The sequence below is a fragment of the Legionella longbeachae genome (assembly GCF_004283175.1).
Lineage (GTDB): Bacteria > Pseudomonadota > Gammaproteobacteria > Legionellales > Legionellaceae > Legionella > Legionella longbeachae.
Genome location: NZ_RXNW01000018.1, coordinates 1 through 13,032 on the forward strand (window position 1 = coordinate 1; position 13,032 = coordinate 13,032).

Here is a 13,032-nt window from a genome sequence, read left to right on the forward strand (position 1 = left end):
TGGGATTTGTCGAGAATTCTTCCTTGCATTTAACTTCTTGTTATTCAATTAAAATTGATGGATTAGATCCTTTTTATCAGAGTGTGTAAAGTTTCCTCATCTTTTACAACAGGCCGGTACCTTATCTTTCACAAACAGGGTATAATTGGGAAAGAACAAAAAAGGAACTCCATGAATTTACTGGATCGCCAAAATTCAAAAAATCAAGAGTTTGTGATAGATAAGATTTTTCATCCTTTAGATGTTCATTTTGATACCAATTTCTTATCAGCTTGGTTGTCTTATTATTCAGTCCATGTGAAAGGGTCGCCTGAAAAAACGGGAAAAGCATATAAGGCAACGACAATTAATCGCACGATGGCAACTATCCGTCATGAGGGAAGATGGCTTCATCAGCAAAGGCCTTTATTAGCGGGTGATCTATTAGCTCAAGTCAAAGATGTACAAACAGATACACCTGATTGGAATGGATTGACTTCACGTCAGTTAATGAGATTAAAATCAGCCTGTGAACAGCGGATTAAAAGTTGTACTCGTAAAAACCAAAACCCGATAATGGAAACTGCGCTTTTTTATGTGCTACTGGGTACGGGTCTTCGCGAATCTGAAGTAGTGACTTTAACGATTGGCCAATATCGCCAAAAAGGTTTATATGATGTGCTACGCCATAAATCCAAACGAGTCAGTCAAAAAATTCCATTACCACAAGAGAGTAGAGAATATCTCGATCAGTATTTAACCCTGAGGAAGGGGCTGGATGATGAACCTTTATTTATCACGCGTTACGGTACTGCCCTAAAAACTCTGGATGTATACCGTATTTGCCAAAGAGTATTGAAACAAGCACTGACTTATTTACCTGAATCAGAGCAGTTTTCTTTTACACCCCATCAGTTAAGGCATACATTCTTAAAAAAGGTAACAGATAAACATGGGGTACATTTTGCTCAAGAGCTAAGTGGTAATGTATCTATTAAAGAAATATTTAGGTATGCAAAACCCAGCCAAGAAGAAATGCAAGAAACAATAGAGGAATTATTTGCCTAAAGGATTTTAAAGATAGTTATTAAAAAATTATCTAGAAGTGAGAAGAATAAACTATTAAAGAAACCAACGATACTGGATCTGAAGTTAATTTATAATTGAATAATAAAGGAATTTAGCTGTATATCCTCAAAATTTTAATTATTCTGATTCCTTTATAGAGATTGAGGGAAGAGTAGCCAATACAGTTGAACATACAAAAATTGATAAAAGTACGTTTAAAAATTATCTACCTTAAAGATAAAATCTAATACAGGCTTGTTCCAAAAGATTGTGGCAGGGGGAATCTCCACGATGCAATGCTCAATAAATCTGTTTAATCTCTAAACGCTACATCAGATATAAAACTAAGAAATTTATTGAGATTTTATTCTATTCAGCGTAGTAGCAACTTGAGTGTATACCATAAACAAATTATAGAAAAAAATTTTTACACTATACTATTGATAAAGTGGAAGAAGGTTATTCATCAAAGGGATTATGAATAAGATAAAATTTAGTAAATTTCATGTTAAACGATATCGGGCTCCGTTGCAAAAAAGAACAACTGTACAAAAAAGCAATTTTTGGATAGATCTCAGTTGTAAATTCCAAATTGCTCATTAATAAATGAGATCTCAGTCCGGTTACCATACATCCAAATATTAAACTGACCTTTTTTAAACATATGCATGATTTCAACCCCCCTGATGGTTGCATAGGCGGTTTTCATGGATTGAAATCCTCTGACCGGATTGATGAGGCGCTTAAGTTTGCCGTGGTCTGTTTCGAGTCGGTTATTGCGGTATTTTATCTGCAAATGACTGACGCCTGAAGCCAAACTTCCTTCTTGCTTCAGTTCTTTAATGGCCTGGCCATAGGCTGGATTTTTATCGGTATTGATGCTGACGTCACAGGTGGGATTAGAGTTGATAAGCTTTTTGAGGAGCCGTTTCGCAGCTTTTGCATTCCTGCGATGAGAAAGGTAAAAATCAATCGTATTTCCCCGTTCATCAATGGCACGATACAGGTATTTCCATTCACCCTTAATCCTGATATAGGTTTCATCAAGGTGCCAACGACTAGCGTAACGTTTCTTAGGCCAGTCAAGGCGTTTCTGTAATTCAGGAGCATAATGCTGAACCCAACGGTACAAGGTTGTATGATCTATTTCAAAGCCGCGCTCTGACATCATTTCTTCCAGATCACGATAGCTAATTCCATATTTACAGTACCAGCGAACACACTGTAGAATTACTTCACCATGAAAATGACGCCATTTAAAGGCCGCAGGTTTCGTTGAGCGCATTTACAATCCCGTCTAATAGTTTTTTTAATTGAAGTATAAACTATTGTTCGTTTTTGCAACGGAGCCTTATAAGCGTCCATTCTTATTATAATTTTAATAAATACTATTGGCGTGTTTTTTAGTTATAGCAGGTAATTTTTATTCTATCCATTTGGACTATTAGAGCCATTGGTTATTCTGTTACATACATGAAGTCGCAAAAATCAGAATCAAGTGTTACAATTTTGCTACATTATTATTTGAAATAGATTAATCCTTGCGTCTAACTTATTGATTATAAAGTTAAAATTGGAGCGATCGGAGGGACTCGAACCCCCGACACCTTGGTTCGAAGCCCATGAGATCATTATAAAATCATTTTAAAATCAATGCATTGCGGTGTAACAATATTATCTACTCCTGCCTAAAACTGTCTAGAACTGCGATAGTTATATTTAAACCTGTTACAAATCTACTACAGTGATATTTTTAAAAAGCCGTGGGAATCGAACCCGCCCATAAAGAATTTATAGGGTTTTTTCTATGACCATCAAAGACAACGAAAGATTAGATAGATACTGGGTTAGCATGTGAGCGATCAATTTCAACTTAGTTGTCTTACGTGGTCTTTAATTGTCAGCAAACTGTGCCTTTGTGGTGCCTTTTATTCTCAGTGTTAAATTAAAATTAAATCTCTGCATATAGATCATCTTTAAAATTAGTTCTATTCCATACTGCTTGCATGCGTAAGTTAATCGTTTATTTAAATGCTATGGTTAAAAACAGGAATCCTTGGCAGACTTGTTAATAATGCAACTGTCTTTTTCAAGACAATTGCTACGCTTATTGAGTGATTGGTTTATTTTTAACGTATCTGGCGTCATAATCCGTGCTTCGTAGACTCGTCCAATTGCTTGTCCAATTGCTCTTCCATCTTAGATTCTTTAGAAAAGAATGCTCTATATAGAGGTTTGAAGCCTATGCTCAATACATCAGTTAACTTCTGCAGGAAAGGTCTCTCAGACCACTCAGGTTTGTTTTCTAAACATGTCTGCAATGCTTTTTTGGCCGTTGATATTTCAACCTCACTCAATTCCTTTTTAGATTCAAAATCAGCATTCACGCCTGAAATAGCATTATACCTATTAATCAATTTTTGTTGTTTTGGGGTGAAAACTTTTTCATTGTTCAAGGTTACAATATCCCCTTCAGGTGTTTTCTTTAATCCCTCCTGTTCGAGCTTACCTTTTAGATGTTCTTTATAATCCTTAATTATTGATTTAATATCCGCATCTCGAATTGCTTTTCGAACTACACCTAGGGTTGCATCTCTTTCAACTTCATGTTTCACTGTGTCTATGGTTTGATACATATCCAAAGTAATAAAGGCTACTTCATTCATTCCACCATACAATTCATTAATCTTATCAATCTTGACCATGGATGCTTGATTTATTCCTTTATGCCCTTGCAAAGCTAAATTTCTAACTTGAGCCAGCCAGTTATCGGCTTGTTTCATCGGGTCAAAATAACCTGGTGCAACGTATTTCTTAAAATCTTTATTTAATTGTCTGATAAAGTCTTGAAGCTCCTTTGAGTTTTGGGGGTCTTTTAATTTGTTAAGTTCATCAATATTTAGCTTTGCTAACAAGTCAAACGTCTTTTTCATAGCATGCTGCCTAATAAATGACCTTATTGCGTATTATAGACCAAAATGGATGGGCAAACATGCTAGACCGGATAGCAGGGATAGGTCCTGAGATATCCTCACAAAATTTAACCATAGTGATGGATCTCTCCGCGACTAACCCCATGGCTCACTATGGTGCAATTATTGTTTGCGATGATAAAGAAATTCTTTTGAAGTCAGTAAACAGCACTCACAACAATCCTATGTTGCATGGTGAGTTATCAGTAATTCATACTCTCTTTAATAATGGGTTTTAATGGCGATATGAGCAAGTTAAGTCTTTATACTACTGCTAAGCCTTGCCCGATGTGTGCTGAGGCAATTTATTGGGCTATGATTCCGAAGGTGGTTTATGGCTCTTCTATTGCATTTTTGCATGAGTTGTTTGGACGGCAAATTCAGGTTGGGGCGGGAGTGATCACAAGGAGACACCACAATCTATATTTCTTCCACAAAAGACTGTAAACAATGCTCTTTTTCTCCAAATTGTTTGGCAAAGTTCAAAAATAGAGGACCAGCTCGATACGTCACTCGGAATAAATATGCTGAGCTTTATAATCAAATGAAAAACGAAATGGAACAACATTATTTTAAAGAAAAACTATATGAACGAATGTGGAAATTAGAAGGAATTATGAATGAATTAAAAAATTATCATGATTTAAAACGAGCTCAATACAGAGGATTGGAAAATACACAAATCCAGGCTTATTTTGCTGCTATTGCTTTGAATATCAAAAGATTGGTATTTTTTATCCTTTATGAAACAGCTGTAATTTTGATCCAACTTTGATCATATTTTTCAACAGGCCGCCCCGTATTTATTCCCCATGAACTAGCCAAGAAGGACGCATGCCCCAAAAATCCATGCATTCGAGGCTTGATTGGGTCTAGGCGGTGTTACTGGATAAACAGTACCCCCCAATAATGGATGGAGAGGTGATATAGTCTATTCTGTCTATTCTCAGGGGTATTCCAACTGGCCAAATTAGGACTGACAGTTTCACAACCCCAACGTTTAATATTTGATTAAGTAACGGAAGAAGTAGTATTATCGATCTTTATGGTTACATTAGAAACACCAAAATAACCAATGATAAATAGTATTTGATGTAGAAGGGTTAAGCGGAATGGGGTAGCTAAAACCCTAATATGCAACAAAAAAAGTAAAGTTGATGGAAAGAACTTCTAATGATCCACTGCATGGCATTACCCTAGAGGCTATCTTAAACAGATTGTTGATTTGTTATGGCTGGGAAGGATTAGCGAAAAGAGTCAAGATTAACTGCTTTTCATCTAACCCCAGCATCAAATCAAGCCTTAAATTCCTGCGTAAAACACCATGGGCAAGGACTGAAATTGAAACCCTTTATCTTGCTTCCTTAAAAAGTAAAGATTGCGACAATCCATAATTACTGGAGTAATAAATAATATGAAGGATGTTTTGATTAATAAAGAACCTGTTGAGCTCTTTAAAATTCTAAAATTTGAAGGTATCGCCTCGAATGGAGCGGAAGCTAAGGATATGATAGCGGCAGGCACTGTATTGGTAAACGGCATAATAGAAAAACAGAAAAGGAAGAAGATGGTCTCAGGAGATACGTTTGAATTGAAAGGTGAGATTTTTCGACTAATATTGGGCGCTAATTAACGTTTTTCTACATACAGGTCCCAGTAAAATGAATGAAAATAAAAGCGAGAATTCGCCGAAATCAACGTAAGGCTTGTATTAATATTTAGCACTTGGCTAAAGTGATTAGTCAAGTTTAAATCGCTCTACCGTTGGCTTGTGCTTCTTATAATAATCTTACACTGATTAAAATAGCATGCTTGTCAGGGAAAATTGCGATTGCACACATAAACATTTAATTTTATTAAAATCTCATATGGCTTTGATTAAACCAGACACATCACAAACGCGGGTTGAAGAAATCGGTAATGCATCTACTCATGCACTTGGAGCATTATTAAGTTTAATCGCTCTTGTTTTATTAACGTTATTTGCGGCATATCAAAACGATAGTTTAAAATTGGTATCAAGTATTGTTTTTGGCTCTACTTTACTCTTGATGTATGTTTGTTCTACTCTTTATCACAGTATGATGAACCCTAAAATAAAACATCTATTTCGTATCTTAGATCATGCGTCAATTTATTTACTCATAGCAGGAAGTTATACACCATTTGTGTTGGTGACGATTAACGGTTCTTTAGGATGGACCATATTCACCATTATTTGGTCTTTAGCTTTTGTCGGGGTATTATTTAAGTGGTTCTTTGTCCATAAATTTGACCTACTTTCCACACTAATTTATCTTCTGATGGGATGGATGGCGCTGCTCATTGTAAAACCTCTTTATCAATTACTGCCACCAGGTGGCTTAACCTACATTGTAGCAGGAGGTTTGTGCTATACCGTTGGGGTCATTTTCTATATTTGGGAGCGATTGGTATTTAGTCATGTGCTGTGGCACTTATTTGTCTTATCAGGAAGTATCTGTCATTTCTTCGCGGTATTTTTTTATGTAGTGCTTGTCTGATATACGTTCTATTGGAGTTGTTACTACTACATCCCAAAGAGATATAGTAGTAACAGATTTTCAATTTAAAGAAGTGTTATGCTCTGTGCTTGAGGGCCTTTGGCTCCTTGTGTTACAACAAATTGCACTCGCTGGCCTTCTGTAAGGGTTTTAAAACCAGAACTTACAATCTCTTTGAAGTGAGCAAATACATCTGGTCCAGACTCTTGCTCAATAAAACCAAATCCTTTTGCTTCGTTAAACCATTTGACAATCCCATTTACTGCTTTAGACATGTTTATATCCTTAAATTTTTATATAAATACCTTTATCAGGTGAAAATAGCCGGAAACCGGTCAGAAATTAAAAACTACAGTACGAGGGATTAAATGAATAAAACGACGATTTGGAGAGTGTAAAAAAGACTTTTTCTAGCTGTGATCATAGTACTACTATTCCTGATAATAAGCTAATTTTATTTTTCATGACATTTTGAGGTCGTTAATGAGTGCGGCTAACTAAATATCAGACTACTTGTTTGTAAATTTCTAGACATGTGAGCTTAGAGAGAGGTACTGAGTGAGTCTCACGTTGTTAAGTCCGATTAATCGTAAAAGTAGACTTTAGGCAGAAAATTGGCGATTCATAGTATTCAATGATATAAATTAAGCGTATATTCGCGTTCTTCATTGAGGTATTTATGAAAGTATAAAAAATAAAGACAAGTCCTCACGTCCATAGTTGGATCGTTCTTGATAATAATCAATTGCCAATCAAACCAGTCACTGATTTTAAGTAGCAAAATACTTTGTTTTTAAGAAAAACAACCAAGAATTGCAGCATTGAAAATAGTTGTTGTTTTAAGAAAATTTACAATGAAAAAAACAACCTATATATAAGCCTCGCATCATTAGACCTGATGCGAGGAGCTTGTTCAGTATTAACCGTAATTTAATCCTTATCTTTTTTAGAAAGGTTACCGGTTGTTGCATCGATTTTTATCTTAAATTTCTTACCTTGAGCATCTCTTCCTTTAACTTCCCATTTACCATGTTCAAATTCAATTTTTTGAATATTGGTGTATCCTGCTTTCTCAGCGGCAGAAAGTGCTTGTTGAATACTTACCTTGGGTTGGGTTGAGTCTGCAAAAGCAACGGAACATACTAAAGCTAGTGATGATAAAACAATCGTTTTAATTTTCATATTGGTTTACTCAATAGTTTGGAAATTAAAAATTAACATTTTATCATCATGTTGTAAATGAAAGTCCAAGTATCTCGTAATAAGAACCACTAGATTATTCTTTGAAAAAATTTGCTTTTAATTCGATTCAGGCAGGAAACTCAAAAGCAGCCATTAAGTAAGACAACTCCCTCGTCAACCCTGGCGGCGGTATCCATGTTTTCTACACATCTTAAAGATAATAGCTCAATACAGCCATTGCAGAAGGCATCATCGAAAAAAAGCGCCAATCATCTCACATTAAAAAATCTTCTAGAACTTTACGAAACGTCGCTTCCTTTAGAAATTCCTGAACATATTGTGGATATTGATCAGCTTTTAGTATTTCTTAAGAACAAGGAGGCAGAATTGATAAATGAGCAAGACGCTGTGAAACAAGTACTGCTTTTTGAAGTAAACAGGCAATAAACAACATGGAATCACTGAAAAATATGATTGCCCCTCCCGCCTCTCAGCCTTGTTTGCAAGAAAAGCGGATGAAGTTTTAAAATTGGTGTTGCATAATTATTCACGATTTTTCATGAAGTGAGTTGCGGCAGTTGTTGATGTAAGATGTACTGAATATGATGCGAGGAAAGATCGGTTTGTCGTGATTTTTCAAACTCTTCTCGTAGCGTCTTAGCCAAAAGTGCATCTTCTTGCTTACGTGGGCTAAGCCCATCTTTAACGTCATAGCCTATGGGTACACTAAAGTCATCATGGCGTACCATGCTTGAAAGGATATTTATCCCTCTGAGAACCTTTCCTTTAGCATAAGAGTAATGCCCGCAATTCAATTCATTTTAATCTATGCATAGCTTTTTTCAATCAAATCATCAGCTATCAATACACCCCCAACTCTTTCTAGCGACCTAACCGCCTTTTTTGATATAGCCCCATAGTGATTTTAAATCATAAAACACAACACAAAGAAATCAGGCCACCTTGTCATGCGAAAGGCTCCATCAAGCAACTCAGACAATCCTGCTGTTGCGTACTTGTTTTGAAAAATGAAAATAATCACTATAAAGATCTCGCATATCCATTGAATCCCCCCTAAAATTAAGGGGGAAATTCAGCCCCTTTTTATTCAGCCCCCAATTTCCTGTGCGTATCATGAGTAATCAAGATAGAAAATTTATACCATGCAGTGAAGTTTGATCTAACGTTTGCAAACCTAACGGCATGGGAGACTGGTCCTCCAAAAAAAGAACCATGCCACAAAAATTATTAAAATTTATATCGTTATATGACATGGAGCGTGAATGGTTATTATGCAGGAGATATTTGTAGTTCATTTTCTAGTGGCGGAGAAGATTTTTTTCGACCGTTTTCAATTATTTCCTTAAAATGCCTGACAATTTCCTGAGAGGATGTTTCTTTTGTTCTATACTCCGATTTAAAGGGGTTTCTGTGTTGAGAGAGAACCTGCTTTATATCAACGCATTCATTTTTCTTATTCTTGAAAGTAGATTTATTTTTTTCCCATTGTTCAATAACTTGTTGAACATCTGTTTTTGATAAATCTGCCTTAATTAGATTTGTCTTTAATGTTTCAAAAGCGGTAATTTTAGCTTTGGGACTGCTTAAAAAAATGTTAGACCGCTTTAAATGTCTGATATGCTCATCTATCTCTTGAACCATTTTTTCTCTAACAATATATGGATAGCTCGTATCTTCTTGAATTATTTTGTTATAATCTGCTTGCTTCATACTATTATCTTTTTTGACTGTAATAGCACAGATTGGTATGGTAGGTCGGTTTTTCTCTTTATACTGATTAATACTTTGTATTACATGATCATTGTCATCGGCAATAATAATATTACTAACCCAACCGGGTTTATTTTTTATAAAAGCGCCAAGTAACATACCTTTTGTATGGCTATATCCGTTTCTCTCAGCTTTATGATCCGCTAATAGTTTTGCCACCCTGCTTCTATCAGCATTGATATTTCCCCCCAAAGCTTTTTGTGCTTCTTTAAATGCAATCCCACACTCCACATCTTCCATTGCTCTGTCTAAAGCGGGAATTACAAAATCATAGTCTTGTGTTACACTTTTAGATCTTAAGAAATTATCAAAATCATCACCGACGCATTTCTTTCCACTATATTCCCTCAGTTTTTTATTATAGAAATCAAATGCCTTCTTTTCTGGAACCAAGTCCCATGCTAAATCTACAGGTGTAATCACACCATGAACATCGAATCCACGTTTTTCAAGGTCAGAAATAAGATTTTGACGATCCTGTATACCACTATCATTCATCGTCATATCAGTAAATAAATAGATATCATTCACTCCTTGTTCTTTTAACGTATCAAGTAATTCTACGTTCAACTCTACATCAAAAAGGAGTGTATGATCTACATCAAGTAATGCTACGTTTTTACCCATTTCAAACACCTAATTATAATCACTTGTATCGTAATTTAATCACCAAGGCCTGTATTTGTACAATTGATTATCATCATATGTCATATCAATTTATTTGATATTCATACAACTAATGGTAAAGGCAAAAGAGTAATTAACCGTAATCTGCTGTAATGCATCAGCTCTCTCTTTCAAGAAATACACGAGAACTAAAGGAAGGGCGACTGGAGCCATTAGAGTACTATATAATTTTATTATATTTCCTTGGGACTAAATCAAAATGCAAAAGAAAGTTTTGTTGATTTTTTTAGGGCTTATGTTCATTAGTATGATCGTGGTGAGTGTGCCTCTTTATATTACGCTTTATCTCCCATTACCCATCCTAAATACAATTTCTTTTAATATATTCATGATGTATGGAGCATTGTTTTGTAGAGTAGTTACAGCAATTATTATTTATCTTTTATCAAAAAAATATTGGTCATCGTTCAAACTATCAGAGCGCACTTTTTTATTTGCTCTGCTGATCATGGAGTTAGCTGAAGGCCTTTTTCAAAAAGGATTTCTGAAATATAGCTTGAGTTACTTTAATATTATTACTCTGTACCTGAGCTATTTAAGCGTTTCCTATATTATATGTTGTTATATTCATCGTGCTTCTGAATATAAATGGAGATTGGTACACTATTTAGGATGGGCAATCGTTGCAACCATTAGTTTTAATCTTATTCGCATGGGTATCCTAATGGGTGGTTTGGGGATTTATACCAAAGAGTCAACTAGTGCCTTGTTCCTATCTAATTTTCTTACGTGTTTTGAGTTGACTGTGGCTTCTTTTATAACGTTTTTTCTTTTAGATAGCAGTGGAAAACTCCCATCAAGTACTTTGGTTAAAGGGCTCATTTTAACTGGACTTATTAGTTTTCTTCGAGTTGATATTCCTCTTCGAGATATACAGAATTCAGAAGGGAACTATCTCTATCGGGTATTCTATTATGGGCAATCCCTATGGGAGTATTTTCTTGTAGGTATTTTGATTGCTTATTTTTTTAAAAAGATCAAAATTAAAATAAATGGTTTGACACCTTGAATTAAGGAATTTATCTACCTCACGCGATGCAGGTGGAAGAAAAACAAATTCTTAAATCAACGGCAGTTAGGGTTAGGACTCGCAAACACAAGGAACAATTGGTTCAGCGATTTTTTCATTTATCGCTTAAAAAAGCCTCTATTCTACGCTTGTGTTTAGTTGGATCTTAATATCCAAATAAAATACAATCAATTGACTCTTTTAAAATCACTGTGAGCAATATACAATCCCCCCCCCTTTGTGTTTTAAAGATTCTATCATGCCAAAAAATTTGTATCCGAATAATATTGTTTTTCATGGCGAAGAAATGAACCAAGTCATTTCTATGAAGCCGGAATTTAAAATTGAACGCAAAGCCATGCGTTTTTTACCTGTAAATGATCCGGAAAATGTCTATATCAGCCCTGAAAAACAAACAGCCTACCTTGTACATTTTGATAATAAAAACCATGAATTTGTTGATGCAAAGGGGAATCCCCTGGATGGAGAGTATAACTTTGTTTTAACCTGCGAAGACCCTCCAAAACTGCTTTGTGATCTCAATCTGAATCATTCCTTTTTAAGCAATGGAAAAAAAGTATTGGGTGTTGGCAGTTTGCTTTTTGAAAATGGCTGCTTACATGAAGTGACTAATAATAGCGGCCATTATCGCCCTACGGATAACGAAATGCTGCCTTTTATTAAAGCAATGAATACCATGAGTGGCGGTACTGTTTTTACTTATAAGAGCTACTGTACTCTCACACCTAAAACATTTGGCATGGAAGGGCTATTGGATATAAATGACTTTTCCGAGGTTCAACCTTCAGAAAAAAACACAGAATCAGGTAGTGCAAGCAAACAAAGGCAAAATTGTTCAGGCTATGATGAATATATCCTCATCGAGCCCAAAGAAGAAGATACGTTCAAAAGACGACGCTTTGGACACAATATTTCCAAAGAACGTCTTTCTCAGTACCAAAAAATTCTCAAAAACTCTATGGAAAAAGAGAATAATAATAGTGAAACAATCCAATCTCAGCTCAATATAAAAAATCAACTGGATTTAATAAAAGTGAAGCCAATAAAAGATTTGGATGAAAACTTACATAAAATCAGCCTATTTTAAGACAGGCATGGTTTGCTCCATGCCCCATTTGTTTTCTATGCTGTTGTTTTGGGGTATTGGTATCTAAAATAAAACTTAATTTCCCGGTTCGCTCCAGACGTGCTTCTTTTACATGGCGTAAATCTTGAGCTTCCGAACTCGTCATTCAACTATAAGTTAATGATAGGATTATAATTGCATTATGCGAATAAATGTTTTCATTGCAAGGCTAGCCCGCTTAAATGCCCTCACAGAGATTTTTCGATAAACAACAATGCAGATACTCAAGCTTCATTTACTTCTACCGATATATTATCCAAGATGCTCAATACGGAGTCTTTCATGGATAAAATTGCACAATTTAATATTGGAGATTTAGTCATTCATAAACACAGTCGTTATAGAGCGATCATCGTCGATGTGGATCCGCTTTTTCAGGCTTCCGGGCGCTATAATCCGCAAGCTCAAAAACGTGAATTTGCTACTCGCAATCCCTGGTACCGTTTACTGGTTGATGACAGCAGTCAAATTACCTATGTGGAAGAATGCATGCTCATTGCAGACAAAAGCACATTGCCAATCAACAACCCAAACATTGGTTTTTATTTAAAAGAAAAAGAGGGGCATTACTGTAGTGCCAATTCACCCCATTAACTATAAAGGAAACGGCGTTGTTTATTTAGAAGCGCCCTTTCCCCCATTTTAGTAGATTATATGTTGAGCATGACAACGTGC

Annotated in this window: 17 protein-coding genes and 1 pseudogene; 11 read left to right on the plus strand and 7 right to left on the minus strand. The window is 35.5% G+C overall.

Annotation, left to right across the window (positions count from 1 at the left end):
* The first annotated feature begins 171 nt into the window (after nt 1–171).
* Nucleotides 172–1,047 (plus strand): tyrosine-type recombinase/integrase, encoded by an 876-nt coding sequence (locus tag EKG34_RS15865; protein WP_003633641.1) that lies wholly within the window; start codon nt 172–174, stop codon nt 1,045–1,047.
* A 574-nt stretch (nt 1,048–1,621) separates the two neighbouring features.
* On the opposite strand, the gene EKG34_RS15870 is transcribed toward EKG34_RS15865, so the two are convergent.
* Both EKG34_RS15870 and EKG34_RS15875 read right to left on the minus strand, forming a co-directional pair.
* Nucleotides 1,622–2,332 (minus strand): IS6 family transposase, encoded by a 711-nt coding sequence (locus EKG34_RS15870; RefSeq protein WP_003633645.1) that lies wholly within the window; start codon nt 2,330–2,332, stop codon nt 1,622–1,624.
* An 859-nt stretch (nt 2,333–3,191) separates the two neighbouring features.
* Complete coding sequence (locus tag EKG34_RS15875) at nt 3,192–3,980, minus strand: hypothetical protein (RefSeq protein ID WP_003633647.1); 789 nt, start codon at nt 3,978–3,980, stop codon at nt 3,192–3,194.
* Between the two features lie 59 nt (nt 3,981–4,039).
* On the opposite strand from EKG34_RS15875, the gene EKG34_RS18695 reads away from it, so the two are divergent.
* From EKG34_RS18695 to trhA, 6 genes are all read left to right on the plus strand, one after another.
* Complete coding sequence (locus EKG34_RS18695) at nt 4,040–4,258, plus strand: hypothetical protein (RefSeq protein WP_012978737.1); 219 nt, start codon at nt 4,040–4,042, stop codon at nt 4,256–4,258.
* A gap of 49 nt (nt 4,259–4,307) precedes the next feature.
* On the plus strand, nt 4,308–4,466 hold the full coding sequence (locus EKG34_RS18700) for a tRNA-specific adenosine deaminase (protein ID WP_231852897.1): 159 nt from the start codon (nt 4,308–4,310) through the stop codon (nt 4,464–4,466).
* Nucleotides 4,444–4,794: a transposase gene (locus tag EKG34_RS15885; protein ID WP_223800115.1), complete on the plus strand. Its 351-nt coding sequence runs from the start codon at nt 4,444–4,446 to the stop codon at nt 4,792–4,794. Before EKG34_RS18700 ends, EKG34_RS15885 begins: the two co-directional genes overlap by 23 nt.
* A gap of 382 nt (nt 4,795–5,176) precedes the next feature.
* Nucleotides 5,177–5,413: a VF530 family protein gene (locus EKG34_RS15890; protein WP_003633652.1), complete on the plus strand. Its 237-nt coding sequence runs from the start codon at nt 5,177–5,179 to the stop codon at nt 5,411–5,413.
* A gap of 20 nt (nt 5,414–5,433) precedes the next feature.
* Nucleotides 5,434–5,652, plus strand: coding sequence for an RNA-binding S4 domain-containing protein (locus EKG34_RS15895; protein WP_003633662.1), 219 nt, complete (start codon nt 5,434–5,436; stop codon nt 5,650–5,652).
* 235 nt (nt 5,653–5,887) lie between these two features.
* The gene (trhA, locus tag EKG34_RS15900; RefSeq protein ID WP_012978735.1) at nt 5,888–6,541 is read left to right on the plus strand and encodes a PAQR family membrane homeostasis protein TrhA; all 654 of its coding nucleotides are present in this window, start codon (nt 5,888–5,890) and stop codon (nt 6,539–6,541) included.
* A gap of 65 nt (nt 6,542–6,606) precedes the next feature.
* Here trhA and EKG34_RS15905 read toward each other — a convergent pair whose 3' ends face one another.
* On the minus strand, nt 6,607–6,816 hold the full coding sequence (locus EKG34_RS15905) for a cold-shock protein (RefSeq protein WP_003633667.1): 210 nt from the start codon (nt 6,814–6,816) through the stop codon (nt 6,607–6,609).
* Between the two features lie 655 nt (nt 6,817–7,471).
* The gene (locus tag EKG34_RS15910) at nt 7,472–7,723 is read right to left on the minus strand and encodes a PepSY domain-containing protein (protein WP_003633669.1); all 252 of its coding nucleotides are present in this window, start codon (nt 7,721–7,723) and stop codon (nt 7,472–7,474) included.
* Nucleotides 7,724–7,918: 195 nt separating this feature from the next.
* Between EKG34_RS15910 and EKG34_RS15915 the strand changes: the two genes are divergently transcribed.
* The gene (locus EKG34_RS15915; protein WP_003633671.1) at nt 7,919–8,170 is read left to right on the plus strand and encodes a hypothetical protein; all 252 of its coding nucleotides are present in this window, start codon (nt 7,919–7,921) and stop codon (nt 8,168–8,170) included.
* Between the two features lie 257 nt (nt 8,171–8,427).
* Here the strand turns inward: EKG34_RS15915 and EKG34_RS19030 are convergent.
* Both EKG34_RS19030 and EKG34_RS15925 read right to left on the minus strand, forming a co-directional pair.
* A pseudogene (locus EKG34_RS19030) lies at nt 8,428–8,787 on the minus strand (IS701 family transposase); the annotation flags it as partial.
* Between the two features lie 226 nt (nt 8,788–9,013).
* On the minus strand, nt 9,014–10,141 hold the full coding sequence (locus EKG34_RS15925; RefSeq protein WP_012978734.1) for a hypothetical protein: 1,128 nt from the start codon (nt 10,139–10,141) through the stop codon (nt 9,014–9,016).
* A gap of 259 nt (nt 10,142–10,400) precedes the next feature.
* On the opposite strand from EKG34_RS15925, the gene EKG34_RS15930 reads away from it, so the two are divergent.
* Nucleotides 10,401–11,210, plus strand: coding sequence for a hypothetical protein (locus tag EKG34_RS15930; RefSeq protein ID WP_003633679.1), 810 nt, complete (start codon nt 10,401–10,403; stop codon nt 11,208–11,210).
* Nucleotides 11,211–11,469: 259 nt separating this feature from the next.
* Complete coding sequence (locus EKG34_RS15935) at nt 11,470–12,318, plus strand: hypothetical protein (protein WP_003633684.1); 849 nt, start codon at nt 11,470–11,472, stop codon at nt 12,316–12,318.
* Here EKG34_RS15935 and EKG34_RS18315 read toward each other — a convergent pair.
* Nucleotides 12,305–12,463 (minus strand): hypothetical protein, encoded by a 159-nt coding sequence (locus EKG34_RS18315; RefSeq protein ID WP_003633686.1) that lies wholly within the window; start codon nt 12,461–12,463, stop codon nt 12,305–12,307. The genes EKG34_RS15935 and EKG34_RS18315 overlap by 14 nt on opposite strands.
* Before the next feature lie 176 nt (nt 12,464–12,639).
* Between EKG34_RS18315 and hspQ the strand changes: the two genes are divergently transcribed.
* The gene (hspQ, locus tag EKG34_RS15940) at nt 12,640–12,951 is read left to right on the plus strand and encodes a heat shock protein HspQ (protein ID WP_003633688.1); all 312 of its coding nucleotides are present in this window, start codon (nt 12,640–12,642) and stop codon (nt 12,949–12,951) included.
* The last annotated feature ends 81 nt before the right edge of the window (nt 12,952–13,032 follow it).